Source organism: Legionella waltersii, from assembly GCF_001468085.1.
GTDB lineage: Bacteria > Pseudomonadota > Gammaproteobacteria > Legionellales > Legionellaceae > Legionella > Legionella waltersii.
In genome coordinates this window covers 18,081-35,099 of record NZ_LNZB01000008.1, presented here as the reverse complement: position 1 = coordinate 35,099, position 17,019 = coordinate 18,081, and the positions used below count along the sequence as shown (strand labels likewise).

Below are 17,019 nucleotides of genomic sequence, written 5' to 3'. Positions count from 1 at the left end.
TAACACATGGTGATGTTGGTCAAATGCAAATGTATGTGAATTATTATGATCGAGACATTAAACAAAATGATGATAATCCTACAATAGGCTTGCTTCTTTGCGCAGAAAAAAATGATGCTGTAGTGAAGTACACATTGTCCGAAAACAACAAACAAATATTTTCTCGAAAGTACCAACTTCATTTACCAACAATTGAACAATTAAAAGAGGAAGTCAAAAGGGAGTACCAAGAAGCTAAAATGTTACTTGAAAAAGAAAAGGAACCAAAAGACCCATAATGGTAATTTGCTCGATCAAACCCCAGTTAGTATTTTTTAGTATCTATGCGTGATTTTTCCGGACGGTGCTCCCAGCCCTGCTGGGGTTGCATGGGCAGATAATTGACGTCGATTTTATGACTATTGCGGAAAGTGTTTTTATTTATTTAGGTACTCCCTTTTTGCAGGTTTGCTAAGCCGCTTTTTCTTAATGAAATATAAAGGAAAAGTTTGGTATGAAAACATTTTTCTTCCAAAAATTGCCCCTATTACATTGATTGCACTTTTACTTACGATTGTGGCCATGTTTTCTTTAAAGGGTGCTATGGTTTTGGAGCTCCCTTTGGATGTGATTCGCATTGCCATACTGCTAGCGCTCTACTTTTTTGTTATGTTCTTTGTTAGTTTTGCAATGGGAAAATTTATAGGTACCAACTATGAGAAAACGACGGCAACTTCATTCACAGCAGCAAGCAATAACTTTGAGTTGGCTATTGCTGTTGCGATAGCAGCGTTTGGACTCAATTCTTCCATTGCCTTTGCAGCTGTCATTGGGCCGCTCATTGAAGTCCCCGTACTTATTTTACTTGTGAATGTGGCTTTCTGGTTAAAACGGCTACATGTATTGCCCTCCATTAATATCAAGATTAGCACCCGTGATAAACCCGGATTCAGGAGAAGACAAGAAAGCCACGGCATTGGCAATCTCTTGCGGCTTGCCTAAACGGCCTACTGGAATGTTAGCAATAATTGACTTTAATATATCCTCTCTCATCCCAGAAAGCATTGGCGTTTCAATGTAGCCAGGCGAGATGGTATTAACAGTAATTCCCTTGCTTGCCACTTCCTGTGCTAAGCTCTTGCTAAAACCAAATAAAGCAGCTTTGGTGGCGGCGTAATTGCATTGACCAAATTGCCCCTTACGACCATTGACAGAAGAGATACTAATAATTCGCCCATAGCCTTGATCAAGCATTGCAGACAACACATTTCGGGTCATATTAAAAACGCTAGTCAAATTAGCATCAATAACCTGCTGCCATTGCAAAGAGGTCATTTTCTTTAGCGTCGTATCACAAGTAATGCCAGCATTATTTACCAATACATCGATACGTCCGTATCGCTCCATCAATAAATCGGTGAGTTTCTCACAATCAGCAAATTGAGTGGTATCACCGTAGAGAATATCTACATCAAAACCGGCTTCTTTCTGAGTGTCTTGCCATCGTTTTGCCTCGTCATGTTTGCCTCCTTTAAAATAACAAGCAATGACTTGATAATCAGCCGCAAGACGTTGGCATATTGCAGAACCTATTCCACCCGTACCTCCCGTTACAACCGCTGTCATTCGTTCCATAAACGACTCCTTCGTTTTGAATATTTGTTCACGTTTTGGGATGAGCAAATAAATTAAACGTTATACCTCAACTTCTTCCGCCTGCGGGCCTTTTTGTCCTTTGCCAATTTTAAATAGAACACGGGCTCCTTCAAGTAGATTTTTAAAGCCACTGCCTTGAATTGCACTGAAGTGCACAAAATAATCTTTACCGCTACTCTCAATAAAACCAAATCCTTTGTCTTTATTAAACCATTTCACTTTTCCACATATTTTATCGGTCATATCAGTCATCCTAATGATAAGAAAGTATAGTTTAGCACTTTTTTACCCAGTTGCCAGATTATTGCATCATTAGAGAAATACTGAAATATTGGGTCTTTATTTGAGCATTTTGAGAGGATTGTAATACACTTAAAAGAAAGGGTTAATCTGGCTTACTTTTAGGATTATCAAATGGGTACACAGTACACAGCAAACATTTATTGTGGCGCGGATGAAATTGCCCATCAATCTGGCGATAATATGGAGCAATTATACGTGTGGATGCTCGCTTATGTTGAGAAAAACTCTGGTGAAATCATAGATAATAGTACTCATCAAGTGGTTAGGCAGTTTAAAAAACAATCGATAGAATAAGGAGTATCGCTATGCGAATCCTCGAGACATTTAAAATGATTATTGCATTAGTCAGCTCAGCAATTCTATTTACTTCTTGTGCCTCATCAACAACGACCGGTACTTCACAAAATAGTTCTCATACTTACGAAGGACGCAACAGCGGGGGAATTGGCTGGCACTAATACTAATTACCCAGTATATCCTTTGATTTTCAGGGTTATAAATTCATTAAAATAGGTGAAACCTAACGAGTATAGATTAACTTGAAAAAGACGCTTATTACCAATAATGGTCTCTTAAAAAAACCGGTCCCAGATATCAAGAGTTCAGCTGGGAATAAACGGGTCTATTCATCCAGACCCTAAATGGACTTCATTCATTCCCGTATCTCCATCTCCTGCATCTACGATTTATTTTGCATTGTGATTGTCGGTTGCATGCTCATTGGACTTTGAAAATAACCTTGTTGCCAATACTTTATTCCATAATAAACAGTGCAAAGCGTGGAAGTCATGGAGAATAGGATAACAAGCAAACCAAGAATTGTTGCAAGACCTACTCCCTTTTGTTGCTTTGCCCAAACCCATAACGCAGTTCCCGCAGACAAAGCGATTAACCCCAGTGAAAATGCGGTGTGAAATTGAAACAAGATAACCTCCTTTGTTATACGATAGTTAAAAAACTTTATGCGGATGTTACCTCCGCCTGTTGTTTAATTTAATCCCGAATATTATAGCCGCCATCCACATAGATGATTTGGCCAGTAATGTATTGGGCTTTATTGGATACAAGAAAAGCAGTTGCTTCACCAATCGCATCGATGGTCACCAACTGATGCAGCGGTGCTTCCTTGGCTGCTTTTTCCATCAGCTGATCAAAATCAGCCAATCCCGATGCCGCACGTGTATGGATCGGCCCTGGGGAAATAGCGTTGACTCTAATCCTTTTACTGCCCAGTTCCATGGCGAGATAACGCACGGTTGTTTCTAATGCGGCCTTGACCGGGCCCATCAAGTTATAATTTTGTACCACTTTTTCTGCGCCATAATAACTCATGGTTATTAGACTTCCCCCGTCTTTCATTAAGGGTTCAGCAGCCTTTGCCAATCGAATGAACGAATGACAAGAAATATCCATAGCAATCCTAAAACCATCGCGCGAGCAATCCACCACACGACCTTGCAAATCAGCTTTGGGCGCAAAGGCAATGGCGTGAATGATAAAATCCAGTCGTCCCCAATGAATTTTGATGCGTTCAAACACGGCCTCCAATTGGGCATCATCGGTGACATCCAGCGGCATAAAGAGTGGACAAGCGATGCACTTAACCCATGGCTGCACATACTGCTTCGTTTTCTCATTTTGATAAGTGATGGCAAGCTCGCTACCAGCTTCATGCAACACTTTGGCACATCCCCAGGCAATGGAATGCTCATTAGCCACCCCGACAATCAGTCCTTTTAAATGAGTCATTTGTTGTTCTCCTTATTGCTTTCGAGAATAGACAACGTATGCATGGCCATTACTCGTTCCTCATTGGCTGGGATAACGCACGATTCAAATGGCTTTAAAAATGCAAGTTGGCCCAGAATCTTATCACGTATAAGACTTGAGTTTTCACCGATTCCGCCGGTAAACACCATTCCATCGACACCGCCTAATGCAACCGCCATCATGCCCATTAGTTGCGCTGTTTTCATACAAAAATAATCGAGTGCAAATCGTGCTTTGGGTTCATTACTGTCTTGCAAAAGACGAACATCATACGTCCAGTCAGATAATCCCTTAAGACCTGATTCATGATAAAGAATGGATTCGGCCGCCTCTGGAGATAGACCAAGCTCACGAATCATATAAATCACGGCACCTGGATCGAGATTCCCACAACGTGTACCCATCGGTAAGCCATCAAGAGCCGTCATGCCCATGGTTGTGTCAATGCTGATGCCGTTGTTCATGGCACATAAACTGGCACCATTGCCCAAGTGCGCTGCAATTATCCGTCCTTTTGCCAATGTTGGTTCATTCTGACGTAAAGCATGGGCTATCCATTCATAAGAAAGGCCATGAAAACCATAACGGCGAATACCTTGGTCGCGCATTGTTTGCGGTAAGGCATACTCTGTAAACAAAGGTTCATGATTGGCATGAAAGGCTGTATCAAAACAGGCTATCTGCATTAAATCTGGGTTGAGTGAGCTGATAATCTTAATTGCCGCAAGATTATGCGATTGATGCAAGGGTGCTAAAGGACATAACTTCCATAGCTGGGCCATCACTTCCGAATTTACTCGCACACTGGTTTTGAAATGCTCTCCTCCATGGACGATTCGATGAGCCACTGTACTAACCTGCCAGTTTTGGTTTTGAGTTTCAATCCAGCGCAGAATAAAATGCAAAGCATTTTCATGAGTAGAGTCAGCAGGAAGCTCTGTTTTATCAACGTGCTGACCTTGAGAAGCTCGCGTTTCATCTGTTGCTGTAAATAAAGGGGTACTGCCTAAATTATTGACTTTGCCTCGAGCCAGAAGTTTCAACATTGGCTCTATAGAGAAGACCTGAAACTTGACACTGGAAGAACCTGTGTTAATCACAAGAATGCCGCCCTTTGTCTCATGTATCATTTAATCTTCCCAGTCTTGCGTGCCGCTGCCATTTTGACTGCCAAGGCACAAGATAAGAGTCGGGTGCGCAACGAATCGGCCCGGCTAACCAGAATAATTGGCACGCGCGCGCCTAAAACAATCCCAGCAGCATCGGCATGTCCTAAAAAAGTCAGTTGCTTGGCTAGAATGTTGCCCGACTCAATTTCAGGGACGAGCAAAATATCAGCATCCCCCGCAACTGGTGATACAATGCCCTTATCATCTGCCGCTTGCTTGCTGATGGCATTATCAAAGGCCAGAGGTCCATCAAGAATGCCATCGGTGATTTGGCCGCGATCGGCCATTTTACACAAGGTTGCTGCATCGACCGTCGCCTGCATTTTGGGATTAACCAACTCGATGGCCGCAAGAATGGCTACTTTTGGCTTTATATCCTCGCCGAACAAAATGCGCCAAAGATTGATCGCATTTTGACAGATATCCGCTTTCTCAGTGGTGCTCGGTGCAATATTGATCGCAGCATCTGTGATAATGAGTGGTTTGTGATAAGAGGGCACGTCCATAACATAGGCATGACTGATACGGTATTTGGTGCGTAAATTGGATGTGGCAGGTACAATTGCTGCTAGCAATTCATGGGTACTGAGGGAGCCTTTCATGATGGCATCGACTTTTTCTGTCGTCGCTAACTCAACGGCTTTGCTAGCTGCGGCGTCACTATGTTCCGTATCGATAATTTCCCATTGCGAAATATCAATGTCTGCTTCATGTGCCGCCGCCTTAATCTTTGTCACCGGGCCAATTAAAATTGGAATAATGAGCTCAGCTTTCACAGAATCAGCTACGGCTTCCAGCACATTAGCCTTTACCGGATGAACAATAGCCGTGCGGATAGCGCCCATGCACTGGCAAGATTGAATGATGGCCTGAAAACGGTCATGGTTATGAATTTCAATGTGTGGCAAGTTAGCTCTTGGCACTCGTATTTTTTTAGTCGGTGCAAGAACCGTGGCTAATCCTTCAATGACGATTTCGCCACGCTGATTCACACCCTTGCAGTCAAAAGTTACGATGGGTTTATCAGGGCGTTTATCTTGCACGATGAGCGTGATGGTGATGTTGTCACCAATGCGTACTGGTTTCTTAAATTTAATATCCTGCTCGAGATAAATCGTCCCCGGTCCTGGCAAGATAGTCCCAAGCAGAGCGGAAATCAGCGAGCCCGACCACATGCCATGACCAACAATGCCATGAAAGATATCGCTTTTGGCGAACTCGGGATCCATGTGAGCTGGGTTCACATCACCGGACATGGCGGCAAAAAGCGCAATATCCTCTTTTGTCAGTGTCTTGTTGAGACTGGCCTGCCGACCGATGGTTAACTCATCAAAGGTGACATTCTCCAGGAATTCCTTCTTCATGGCTCTTCCTTTATTTCTGCATCACATAAACACCAGGTGCCGTAGGCAACGCTTTATCGATGCCAGGCGGTGAAACGCGTTTTTGGGTATCCTGTTGCGTTAGCCAATCGTGCCAAGCTTGCCACCAGGAGTTGTCTCGTTTTTCTGCTCTATCTAGCCAGCGAGAGGGGGCAAGGTAAGCCTCATTTCTCTTGCGTTCATGGATATAATAATAGCGCCCTAGATGGCCTAGCTCACTGACAATGCCCGCATTATGGCCACCACTGGTCAAAACGAACGTGATATCGCCATTGGCCATTAGATGAATTTTATACACAGACTTCCAGGGCGCCACGTGGTCTTTTTCAGTCCCCACAGCAAAAACCGGCACCTGAATATTTTCGGAGGCTATTGGTTCTCCTTCAACTGCAAACCGCCCCTCGGCAAAATCATTATTTAAAAACAGTTTTTCAAGGTATTCGCTATGCATTTTATAAGGCATGCGGGTGGCATCCGCATTCCATGCAGTCAAATCAATCATGCCACGACTCATGCCATGCAGATAGTCTTGAATCATTTTAGACCAGATTAGATCGTAGGTCCGCAGCATTTGAAAAGAACCGGCCATTTGCTTGGTATCGAGATACCCCTGGTCCCACATCATATTCTTAAGAAAAGAAACTTCGCCTTCCGAGGCGAATAGCATCAATTCCCCTGCCTCCCTGAAATCCCCTTGAGCGGCGAGTAACGTCAGGCTATTGAGGCGCTTATCCCCATCTCTTGCCATTGCAGCCGCGGTAATCATCGCCAGTGTACCGCCTAAACAGTAACCCATCAGATTAATTTTAGCCTGAGGCAAGCTAGTCGAAACTGCATCAATAGCTGCCATCGCACCTTGCCGATAATAATCATCCATCCCTAAATTGCGATCATCACCATCGGGATTACGCCATGAAACAATAAACACGGTGTGCCCTTGTCCAACGAGCCATTTCACCAGGGAATTGTTAGGCGACAAATCAAGAATATAATATTTCATGATCCAGGCAGGTAATATTAGAACCGGCTCTTTAAAAACAGTCTTTGTTTGTGGCTCGTATTGAATGAGCTCTATCAGATGGTTACTAAACACCACTCGCCCTGGAGTAACCGCCACATTTTTGCCTGGTATGAAATGTTCAGCACCTGCAGGTGGGGTACCAGTTATTCTCTCGAACAGGTCTTCAATGGCAATTTCAGTACCGCGAATCAGGTTAAGTCCATTCGAGCGAATCGTTTCGTGGAATAGATCAGGATTGGTCAAGGCAAAATTAGAGGGTGACCACGCATCAAGAAATTGTCGAGCCCAGAAGGAAACGGTGCGTTCAACAGGTTTAGGTAACCCTGGAACCTGGGTTGTGGCTCGTCGCCACCAATCTTCAACCTGAAGAAAACCCTCAGCAAACAGCCGCCAGGGCATGGCTTGCCAGCTTTCCTTATGGAAACGAACATCTTTACCACCCGCCGCCTTGTCAACGCAAATCACATTGTTAATACAATCATGGGTATGTAGGATATGATAGAGTGCTAATTCCAATAGCAATCCAGGGGATTCAGCCAGCTGAGACAGCCATACAAAATAAGCATTTCTGACAGAAGCGGGGCTGATACCGGCCGTGCCTTTGGCAAGATTGGCCTGAAAGGATTTATCAATAAATCTAAAAAAATTATCCAGTTCATGCATGCCATCAGGCGCACAACAAGGTTCATCTCCTGGCTCCATTGAACACTTTATTGCCTCGTTGTCTGAGTGGCGTGCCTTATTCGATGCATTCATAACCCTATCCTTGGTGTTATTATACGAGATAACAGTGAACGACTCTTGACTAATCCTCTGCCATCTCAATTAATGTGAAAGAATCTCATATCCTAAAATCAATCATAACCGATTGAATATTAGCACAAGATTCAATCGGTTATGATTGCCATCCTATGGCAATACGCTCAAGTTCAAACTTTTAATGGCTGATGGTTTAGAGCTTTTTTCTTCATATCCCCCTGCCAGCGCCACATGACATAAAGTACTGGAATCACAATTAAGGTCAGTAATAACGCTGAAAAAACGCCACCTACCATGGGAGCAGCAAGTCGCTTCATCACATCCGCACCAATACCAGTTGCCCACATAACCGGTAATAAACCCAATATGTTGGCCAATCCTGCCATCGCCATAGGACGAATACGTGATACGGAACAAAGCTGTACCGTTTGAATTAAATCGGGTAATGTGTTTAGTAACCCTTTTGCTTTCTTTTCATTGTAATCTGAATCAAGATAAGCCAGCATGACTGCACTGGTTTCAGCTGCAACACCGGCTAAAGCAATCATCCCGACCCATACTGCGATACTCATGTTATATCCTAGTAGAAGAAGCAACAAAAATCCGCCAAATAGTGCAAAAGGAACACCGAGCATCACCATCAAGGTCTCCGCAACACTGCGGAAGGTAAAATAGAATAAAATGAAAATAATCGCTAAAGTGAGTGGTACAAAAATTTTTAACCGCTCATAAACTCGTTGCATAAATTCATATTGGCCTGACCAGGCAAGGGTATAACCCGGAGGCAATTTAATTTTTGTTTTCACTTGTTGTTTTAAGTCCTCAACATAACTGCCAATATCTCGGCCGCTGATGTCTATAAAGACATAACCCGCCAACATCCCATTCTCATCACGAACCATGGCAGGGCCTGAACGAAAAGTTAACGTGACTAATTGGGCAATCGGCACTTCTGCGCCACTGGGTGTTTTAACCAAAATGCGATTTAATTTATCGGGATCATCACGTAACTCTCGTAAATAACGCACATTGATGGGATAGCGCTCGCGACCTTCAATGGTGGTCGCAATATTCTCACCACCGACTGCCGATTCAATAATTCGATTGACATCCATGATGGTCAAACCATAACGAGCCAGTTGATCGCGATTGATTTCAAAATCAAGAAAATAACCACCCGCTACCCGTTCTGCATAAGTTGTTCGCGTTCCAGGTACTTCTTTAGCAAGCATTTCAATTTCTTTACCAATGGATTCAATTTTCTTTATGTCTGGTCCAAAAATTTTAATTCCTAAGGCGGTACGAATTCCTGTAGTGAGCATGTCATTGCGCGCTTTAATCGGCATGGTCCAGGCGTTGCTCACACCCGGAAATTGCAATGCTTTGTCCATTTCGGCGATCAAACTTTCATAAGTCACCCCTTTACGCCAAGATGCCTTAGGCTTTAACTCCACAATCACTTCCATCATATTAAACGGTGATGGATCGGTGGATGTTTCAGCTCGCCCCGTTTTTCCAAAAACATGGTCGACTTCGGGAAATGCCTTTAATTTTTTATCCATTTCTTGGAGCAAGGCTGAGGCTTGGGTCACAGAAATCCCGGGCAAGGTGACAGGCATGTATAAAATCGTACCTTCATAAAGAGGTGGCATGAATTCAGTACCAATCATTTTGTAAAGAGGGATAGTAGATAAAGCGAATAGAACCGCAACCGCCATGACAGAATTACGATGTTTTAAGGCTAATTTTAAAACGGGGGCATAAATTTTTTGCAAGAAACGAGTAATCGGATGCTTTTGTTCAGGGATAATTCGTCCGCGCACTAAAATAGGTAATAACATCGGGATTAAGGTAATGGCTAACAACGCACTCATGAAAATAGCTAAGTTTTTTGTATAAGCTAAAGGTGAAAATAACCTACCTTCTTGGGCTTCCAAGGTAAAAACAGGCATGAAAGATATCGCTATAACCAGCAACGAAGCAAAAATAGCTGGACCTACTTCTTTAGCAGAATCAATTAAAACACGGGTACGATCCCCTTGACTCCCTGATGCTTCCCAATCAGCTAATCGTTTATGGGCATTATCGACCATGATAATGGCTGCATCCACCATATCCCCAATGGCCACGATAATGCCGCCAATCGACATGATGTTAAGGCCAATATTGAAAAAATAAATGGGAATAAATGAGATTAAAATCGCAAGCGGCAAGGTAATAATCGGAATTAACGCCGAACGGAAATGCCCTAAAAAGACAATGATTAATAAACCAACCACAATAAGCTCTTCTATCAAATTCCAATTGGCTGTTGAGATTGCCTCGGAAATGAGATTGCTGCGGTCGTAAACCGGCATTATCTTAATGCCTTCAGGAATAGCAGAAGCCACTTCTTTCAATTTGGTCTTTATCCGATTCAATACTTCCAACACGTCTTCGCCAAAGCGCATAATCACAATGCCGCCAACCGTTTCCCCTTGACCATTTAAATCAACCACTCCACGACGCATGTCCGAACCCAGCTGCACGGTCGCTACATCACGCAACAAAATCGGTGTTCCATTCGCATTGATACCCACCGCAATTTTTTCGATATCATCCGTCGACTTAATATAACCTCGTCCACGAATCATGTATTCTACCCCGGAGAACTCAATAACCCGTCCTCCAGTGTCATTATTACTCATGCGAATTTTTTCGATAATTTCTGGGATTGACAGGTTATAGGCGAGAACTTTAACTGGATCTAAATTGATTTGATATTGCTTGACAAAGCCACCCACACTGGCCACTTCAGATACCCCAGGAACGCTTCTTAACCAATAACGTAAATACCAATCTTGAAAAGTACGTAATTCCGCTAAATTGTGCTTTCCTGATTCATCGACCAAGGCATATTGATATATCCAGCCTACAGGTGTCGCATCAGGTCCTAATTGAGGGGTCACCCCTTCAGGCAATTTTCCTGCCAGTTGACTCATGTACTCCAAGACACGAGAACGCGCCCAATAAATATCTGTTCCGTCTTTAAAAATGATGTAAACGTAAGAAAATCCAAAATCAGAAAAACCACGCACCGCAACCACATTGGGTGCCGATAAAAGAGCGGTCACAATGGGGTAAGTCACTTGATCTTCCATGAGATCGGGAGAGCGACCCATCCAGGTGGTATACACGATGACTTGGGTGTCCGAAATATCAGGCAGAGCATCCATGCGGGTATTTTTTAAAGCCAACCAGCCCATTAAGGAAAATCCCAGCACGAAGAGCAACACAATAAATCGATTGCGTGCACAAAACTCAATGATTCGCTCAACCATAAAATCCCTTTTTATTAATGTTGCATACCACCCATTGCTGCTTTTAACTGGCTTTCAGAGTCAATCAGGAAGTTTGCTGAAGTAATAACCTTTTCTCCTTCCTTGATTCCTTGCTTTATTTCAATCAAATCCCCTGCTCGAACGCCCAACGTTACATTTCTCCATTCAATTTTACCATTACCATGATAGATAAAAATTACCGCTCGCTCACCAGTGAGTAACACTGCATTTTTATTTACAACGAGAAGCTTGCCTAACGGGATTTTTAATTCCAAATTGACATACATACCTGGCTTTAATTGTTCACCTTGATTGTCAACCTCAAACCGAACTTTAGCGGTACGTGTTTTCATATCCACCGTGGGATAAATAAATTTAAGCTTGGCCTTAAATAACTTATTTGGCAAATAGGTCAGTGTCACATCAGCCGTTTGTCCAACCTGAATATAAGGCAATTCATATTCATAAATATCCCCTAAAATCCATAAGTGGGACAAATCAGCAATCGTATACAGCTCATCCCCAGGCTCAATGCGCATTCCTGCAAGCGCCATTTTCTTAATCACCGTACCTTGGATTGGTGAATCAATGGTCATCGTTCTTGTCACTTTGCCCGTGCGTTTAAGTTGCTCAATTTCTTTTTCAGAAATTCCCCATAACAAAAGCCTTTGATAAGCAGCTTGAAAAGCACCCTGGGCACCTGTTGCAGCTTTTGACGTTGCATTTTTACCTAAGATTTTTTGAGCATGCAGGGCAAGTAAGTATTCTTGTTGAGTTGAAACTAAATCGGGGCTATACACAGTAAAAAGCGCTTGCCCTTGCTTCACCTGTTCGCCAGTAAAATTGACGAATAATTGTTCTATCCAGCCATCAAAGCGCACATGAACATGTGCTACAAGTCGCTCATCAGCTTCAATACGTCCTACAGTGCGAATCGATTTATTGACCATTTGAGAAGATGCAGACTCAGATGTTATGCCAATGGATTGCAAACGCACAGGATCGATAACAATCTCATTCTTCGACGTGGACTGATTCATATCCATCGTGCCATGTTCATCGTTTGTTCCTTGGGCATGAGTTACTTGCAAAATAACCAAGAAAATAGGAATGAGAGCGAACTGTTTAATCACTATAAAATTCATAAGAAAGTCCCTGTGGTTTCTTCTATCTGAGTAATTGCCTTTTCATGTTGAACAATTTCACTTTGTAATTCCAATTCATTCTCTTGCAAGGTTAATAAATTATTGAGTAAGGTTAGAAAGTCCACTTTTCCAACACCATAAGTCGCTTGCGAAGAAGTAAAGGTTAATGTGGCTTGAGGAATAATGGTGTATTGAATCAATTGAATTAATTGCCCAGAGCGTTGAGCCAATAGATAGGCATTTTTCACCTGAAATGAAAGCATTTGGTAGGTAGTATGGAGATCTTCTATATCGGCATTGTAGCGAGCAAGTGATTCCCTTACTTCGTTATTTTGTTTTTGCATAAAATAAAGGGGGACCGTTGCTTTCAGCAAGACTTGATAGCCTTTGGTGTGCATTGCCGTATCATGCAACCGCCCTCCTTCGATTTCAACATCAGGAAAATAATCCATTTTACTTAATTGAACACCCTGACGACCTTTTTCTACATTTCTTTGTTGCATTTTTAACTGTGGCGAGCGGCGTTTAAGCAGTGCATCAAAATGTTTTATATCGTATCGCATGGACGTTACGGACAAAGATGAAGGGGTGTTAATGGAAATATCCAGGGAACGGTTTAAAAGACGATTAATGTCGGCCTCTAGTGAAGCTCTTTCTTGCCTTAATATCACCAAGCGCATGAGAAGGCGTGAAATTTCGGTTTGTGCTCGAAAAACATCTTGCTGCGGTGTCTTGCCAACGCTGTAATTGGTACGTGCACTTTGTTCCATATCTTCAAGAAGGAGTTGATTTTTTTGCAATATATCAATCGATTTATTAGCAAAATAAAGGTCATAATAAATTCGTTTTAGTTGTGCAATAACGGCTAAGCTGGTTGCTTGATAATCTGCCGCAGCTCGTTTTGCCTCAAGCGTTGCTATCCGTCCTCGGACCACCAACTTCCCAGGGAAAGGAATTTCTTGACTACCGCCAAGCATTTGCTCTTTTCTCGGATCTACGTCTCCAGGAATATTACCAGACATGTTAATGTAACCAGCATTAAGCATGGGGTCAGGCAGCGCACGCGCTTGTGGAATAGCATGGTTAGCTGCCAACCAACGATCACGCGCAGCCTTAATTTGGGGATTACATCTCATGGCTTCCTGGATGAGCGCAGATAACATGTGTGAAGGCTTCGCATGGACTACTAAAGAACCAATAGAAATATTGACTAATACAATAGCGATGTAGCACCAAACGATTTTTTTAAAATTAAAACGCCTCATTGGATTTCTTCCTTAACAATTTTTGAGTTTCCAATACTAATAAAGGAATCATCCCTAAAACCACCCAAAGTAGGCACTGCGTTAATGAGACAGCGCTAATCCCAAAAATAGCTTGTAACATTGGAATATGATGGATCAATAACTGCAGTGAAAAACTGATACCCACAACAAAAAACAATCGTATATTTGAAAAAAAACCGAGTTGCCAAATTGTTTTTGTCCGACTGCGGGCACCAAACGCGCGCAAAAGATTCGCAATCACTAATACTGAAAATGCGGCATCTTGCGCCTGTATCAAATCACCATTTACTAAGTACTCATAGCCAAAAATGCTTAGTACGACTAAGGAGGTTAGAAATCCAATAAAAGCCACACGACCTAGAAAAAATGCATCCATAAATGGCTTTTCAGGATCTCTTGGAGGACGATTAAGTGTTCCCGGCTCTGTCATTTCAGTGGCCAGAGCAATTCCAGGTAGTCCATCCGTGACTAAGTTAATCCAAAGTAATTGAACAGGTAATAAAGGCAAGGGCCATCCTATTAACAAGGCCACAAATACTATCAGTAATTCACTGGCATTCCCTGCTAATAAATAAGCAAGTGTTTTTGATATATTGTCATAAATTGTACGACCTTCCTCAATGCCCGCTACGATGGAAGTAAAACTATTATCCATTATAATCACATCTGCTGCTTCCTTGGTCACTGCAGTACCTGTTTTTCCCATCGCAAGGCCAATTGATGATTCTTTTAATGCAGGCGCGTCATTGACCCCATCACCAGTCATTGCAACAATCTTTTGATTTTTTTTCCAGGCACGAATGATTTTTAATTTATGCTCAGCAGACACCCTGGCATAGACTGCAATTTCTGTGACGCATTTCAGAAACTCATCATCGGACATTTTATCAAGCTCGACACCTGTTATTAATCGATCTCCAGCATTTAAAATACCAAGCTCTTCAGCAATTGCTTTTGCCGTATTCGGGTGATCGCCTGTGATCATCACGGGTTTTATCCCAGCTTGTTTGCACCGACTAACCGAGTCTTTTACATCTGCATGGGGTGGATCTTGTAATCCGACAAGTCCTAAAAAAACCAGATTATTTTCGATGTCCTCGTCGGCTATTTTACTAGATGAGAACTCTAATCGACGCTCTGCAAAAGCCAAAAGTCGTAATGCTTCACTTGCCATTAATTGACAGGATTGTTGCATACGAGCTCGATCATTAGATGTCATTTCTTTTATTCCATCGTGCGTCAATAGATGGGTGCAGCGCTCCAAAAGAATTTCCGGAGCCCCTTTTACAAAAGCAAATAATTGATCAGCCTCTCGACATAAAACTGTCATGCGTTTACGTTCGGAATTAAAAGGCAGTTCTCTGACACGAGTAAAAGTGGATGTTAGTTCATCACGCCAAAATCCAACTTTAGCAGCTGCAATCAATAGTGCAATTTCGGTCGGATCGCCCACAGCAGACAATTGATTGTTTTCCAAAGTCAGCTCAGCGTTATTGCAGGCAACGGCTGCGCGCAGGGCGGTCTTTAATAAATTATCTTCTGAGATTTTAATTGGTTGACTTTGACGGGTAAAATGACCTGTCAAGTTATAACCTTCGCCAACAATATTATAAATACCCTCAGCGGTAATAAGTTTTCGTGCTGTCATTTCCCCAACCGTTAACGTTCCGGTTTTATCAGTACATATAATTTGTAGACAGCCCATTGTTTCAACTGCAGATATTCGCCTTACTAATACAGCACGTCGTACCATACGTTGCACACTTAATGCCAAAGCAACAGTCACCACAGCAGTTAATCCTTCAGGGATGGCTGCAACTGCCAAGCTGATTGAACTCATAAATAATTTAAAAACTGGAATATTGCGAAATAACCCTAATATAAAAATTAAAATGACAATCGAAAAACAAATAGATAATAAATAAGAGCTAACTTGATTTAATCTCTTTTGTAAGGGTGTCTCATCGCGTGAAGCTTCGCCTAGCATCAAAGCAATATGCCCCATTTCAGTCTGCATTCCGGTAGCTACCACAATGGCGCGCCCAGTGCCATTTGCAACCGCAGTTCCCATAAATACCATGTTTTTTCGATCAGCCAATGGCGTTTCTGCAGGACAGGAATTAATATTTTTCGCTATAGGTAATGATTCCCCGGTCAATGATGCTTCGTTTATTTTTAATGATGACAAGTCGATAAGACGTGCATCTGCTGCAATTAAATCACCACTTTCAAAAAGGATAAGGTCCCCAGGCACAATATCAGGAGTAGGAACCATCTTCGCATGCCCATCACGTAATACAGTGGCTTTTGGAGCGGCCATTTGTTGTAATGCTAAAATAGCGCGATCTGCTCGATATTCTAAAACAAAGCCAATGACAGCATTTAGTGCAACGATGGCAAAAATAGCAATCGCATTTACCTTCTCCCCGAGTAATAATGAAATAATGGCTGATCCTAGAAGTACCCAAATAACTAAACTATTTAATTGTCGTATAAAAATTATTAGGGGAGACGTTTTTTTTTGTTTGGTCAATAAATTAGGGCCTGATTCCATTAATCGCCGCTCAGCTTCAATTTGAGTTAATCCTTGGGACAAATCCATTTTGAAACCAGCAGCGATATCCTGGGATGTTCTTTCATGCCATATTTGTGTCATTGCATCTATCCTTTGCATTCAATTTATCCATTTTTAGCTAGCAAAATATAAAGAGACATCGGCAACAAACAATTGCGCCTATTTCATCCTATGCGTAGACGATATTTATCACATAATTATCTGCAAAGACAGATAACCTCCTGTTCTAATTAATAATAAGCGAGAACTTATGTCTCGTCTAATTAGAATAAATTGAAGTTATCTGAACTCTGGTATTTATCGAACTAAACAACGAGCATCATGGTATGTGATCAATACCTGCATTTTAATCTGGTTCCTCAAAGAACGCTTCAAATAAATTGGTCATAAAATCATTATGAGTTGTTCTGACTGACTCATACACATCCCTTATCATCTGATCTGTTTTTAAGATCGCTGCCACCTGCTATTCTTCAGCGATTTGCTTTAATTGGTCGACTTAATAATTCGATTGATTTCATTATTGGATTAATTTTTTCCAAAAAAACACAATGACCTATCGCATAGGATAGGTTTGCTCGATCCATCAGGATACTCCTTACGGTTAATAATGTAATCCTGGCCTTAACCCTATGATTGAGTGTACAATAGTGC

14 protein-coding genes and 1 pseudogene are annotated in these 17,019 nt (G+C 42.1%); 4 read left to right on the top strand and 11 right to left on the bottom strand.

From position 1 onward, the window contains the following. Both Lwal_RS02465 and Lwal_RS18240 read left to right on the top strand, forming a co-directional pair. Positions 1–278, top strand: a 278-nt coding sequence (locus Lwal_RS02465; RefSeq protein ID WP_157066257.1) for a PDDEXK nuclease domain-containing protein, incomplete at its 5' end; no start/stop codon positions are given. A gap of 190 nt (positions 279–468) precedes the next feature. Beyond that, positions 469–534, top strand: a pseudogene (locus Lwal_RS18240) (hypothetical protein); the annotation flags it as partial. Between the two features lie 339 nt (positions 535–873). Here the strand turns inward: Lwal_RS18240 and phbB are convergent. Next, positions 874–1,614, bottom strand: a complete 741-nt coding sequence (gene phbB, locus Lwal_RS02455) for an acetoacetyl-CoA reductase (protein WP_058479338.1) — start codon at positions 1,612–1,614, stop codon at positions 874–876. Between the two features lie 60 nt (positions 1,615–1,674). After that, the gene (locus Lwal_RS02450) at positions 1,675–1,878 is read right to left on the bottom strand and encodes a cold-shock protein (RefSeq protein ID WP_058479337.1); all 204 of its coding nucleotides are present in this window, start codon (positions 1,876–1,878) and stop codon (positions 1,675–1,677) included. Between the two features lie 171 nt (positions 1,879–2,049). Between Lwal_RS02450 and Lwal_RS02445 the strand changes: the two genes are divergently transcribed. Both Lwal_RS02445 and Lwal_RS17605 read left to right on the top strand, forming a co-directional pair. Then, entirely contained in the window at positions 2,050–2,232 is a 183-nt protein-coding gene (locus Lwal_RS02445; RefSeq protein WP_058479336.1) for a hypothetical protein, read from the top strand. A gap of 11 nt (positions 2,233–2,243) precedes the next feature. After that, a complete protein-coding gene (locus tag Lwal_RS17605) occupies positions 2,244–2,396 on the top strand; it encodes a hypothetical protein (RefSeq protein WP_165481843.1) in 153 nt (50 codons plus the stop codon). A 221-nt stretch (positions 2,397–2,617) separates the two neighbouring features. Here Lwal_RS17605 and Lwal_RS02440 read toward each other — a convergent pair whose 3' ends face one another. The 9 genes from Lwal_RS02440 to Lwal_RS02400 form a co-directional block, all read right to left on the bottom strand. Continuing rightward, positions 2,618–2,863 (bottom strand): hypothetical protein, encoded by a 246-nt coding sequence (locus Lwal_RS02440; RefSeq protein ID WP_058479335.1) that lies wholly within the window; start codon positions 2,861–2,863, stop codon positions 2,618–2,620. A gap of 68 nt (positions 2,864–2,931) precedes the next feature. Then, entirely contained in the window at positions 2,932–3,687 is a 756-nt protein-coding gene (fabI, locus tag Lwal_RS02435; RefSeq protein WP_058479334.1) for an enoyl-ACP reductase FabI, read from the bottom strand. After that, positions 3,684–4,838, bottom strand: coding sequence for an acetate/propionate family kinase (locus Lwal_RS02430; RefSeq protein WP_058479333.1), 1,155 nt, complete (start codon positions 4,836–4,838; stop codon positions 3,684–3,686). The genes fabI and Lwal_RS02430 overlap by 4 nt, the downstream gene beginning before the upstream one ends. Beyond that, positions 4,835–6,241, bottom strand: coding sequence for a bifunctional enoyl-CoA hydratase/phosphate acetyltransferase (locus tag Lwal_RS02425; protein ID WP_058479332.1), 1,407 nt, complete (start codon positions 6,239–6,241; stop codon positions 4,835–4,837). Before Lwal_RS02425 ends, Lwal_RS02430 begins: the two co-directional genes overlap by 4 nt. A gap of 10 nt (positions 6,242–6,251) precedes the next feature. Next, the gene (locus tag Lwal_RS02420; RefSeq protein ID WP_058479341.1) at positions 6,252–7,982 is read right to left on the bottom strand and encodes a PHA/PHB synthase family protein; all 1,731 of its coding nucleotides are present in this window, start codon (positions 7,980–7,982) and stop codon (positions 6,252–6,254) included. Positions 7,983–8,209: 227 nt separating this feature from the next. Then, positions 8,210–11,359 (bottom strand): efflux RND transporter permease subunit, encoded by a 3,150-nt coding sequence (locus Lwal_RS02415; protein WP_058479331.1) that lies wholly within the window; start codon positions 11,357–11,359, stop codon positions 8,210–8,212. A 14-nt stretch (positions 11,360–11,373) separates the two neighbouring features. Then, positions 11,374–12,504, bottom strand: a complete 1,131-nt coding sequence (locus tag Lwal_RS02410) for an efflux RND transporter periplasmic adaptor subunit (RefSeq protein ID WP_028385233.1) — start codon at positions 12,502–12,504, stop codon at positions 11,374–11,376. After that, entirely contained in the window at positions 12,501–13,769 is a 1,269-nt protein-coding gene (locus tag Lwal_RS02405) for a TolC family protein (RefSeq protein WP_028385232.1), read from the bottom strand. Before Lwal_RS02405 ends, Lwal_RS02410 begins: the two co-directional genes overlap by 4 nt. After that, positions 13,756–16,446 carry a cation-translocating P-type ATPase gene (locus Lwal_RS02400; protein WP_028385231.1) on the bottom strand — a complete coding sequence of 897 codons (2,691 nt, stop codon included), beginning with the start codon at positions 16,444–16,446 and terminating at the stop codon, positions 13,756–13,758. Before Lwal_RS02400 ends, Lwal_RS02405 begins: the two co-directional genes overlap by 14 nt. Positions 16,447–17,019 lie beyond the last annotated feature (573 nt).

Coding starts and splice junctions, on each gene's coding strand:
- Lwal_RS02415 (WP_058479331.1), bottom strand. CDS start 11,359: ATGGTTGAGCGAATCATTGAGTTTTGTGCACGCAATCGATTTATTGTG.
- Lwal_RS02420 (WP_058479341.1), bottom strand. CDS start 7,982: ATGGAGCCAGGAGATGAACCTTGTTGTGCGCCTGATGGCATGCATGAA.
- Lwal_RS02425 (WP_058479332.1), bottom strand. CDS start 6,241: ATGAAGAAGGAATTCCTGGAGAATGTCACCTTTGATGAGTTAACCATC.
- Lwal_RS02430 (WP_058479333.1), bottom strand. CDS start 4,838: ATGATACATGAGACAAAGGGCGGCATTCTTGTGATTAACACAGGTTCT.
- Lwal_RS02400 (WP_028385231.1), bottom strand. CDS start 16,446: ATGACACAAATATGGCATGAAAGAACATCCCAGGATATCGCTGCTGGT.
- Lwal_RS02445 (WP_058479336.1), top strand. CDS start 2,050: ATGGGTACACAGTACACAGCAAACATTTATTGTGGCGCGGATGAAATT.
- fabI (WP_058479334.1), bottom strand. CDS start 3,687: ATGACTCATTTAAAAGGACTGATTGTCGGGGTGGCTAATGAGCATTCC.
- Lwal_RS02405 (WP_028385232.1), bottom strand. CDS start 13,769: ATGAGGCGTTTTAATTTTAAAAAAATCGTTTGGTGCTACATCGCTATT.
- Lwal_RS02410 (WP_028385233.1), bottom strand. CDS start 12,504: ATGAATTTTATAGTGATTAAACAGTTCGCTCTCATTCCTATTTTCTTG.
- phbB (WP_058479338.1), bottom strand. CDS start 1,614: ATGGAACGAATGACAGCGGTTGTAACGGGAGGTACGGGTGGAATAGGT.
- Lwal_RS02450 (WP_058479337.1), bottom strand. CDS start 1,878: ATGACCGATAAAATATGTGGAAAAGTGAAATGGTTTAATAAAGACAAA.
- Lwal_RS17605 (WP_165481843.1), top strand. CDS start 2,244: ATGCGAATCCTCGAGACATTTAAAATGATTATTGCATTAGTCAGCTCA.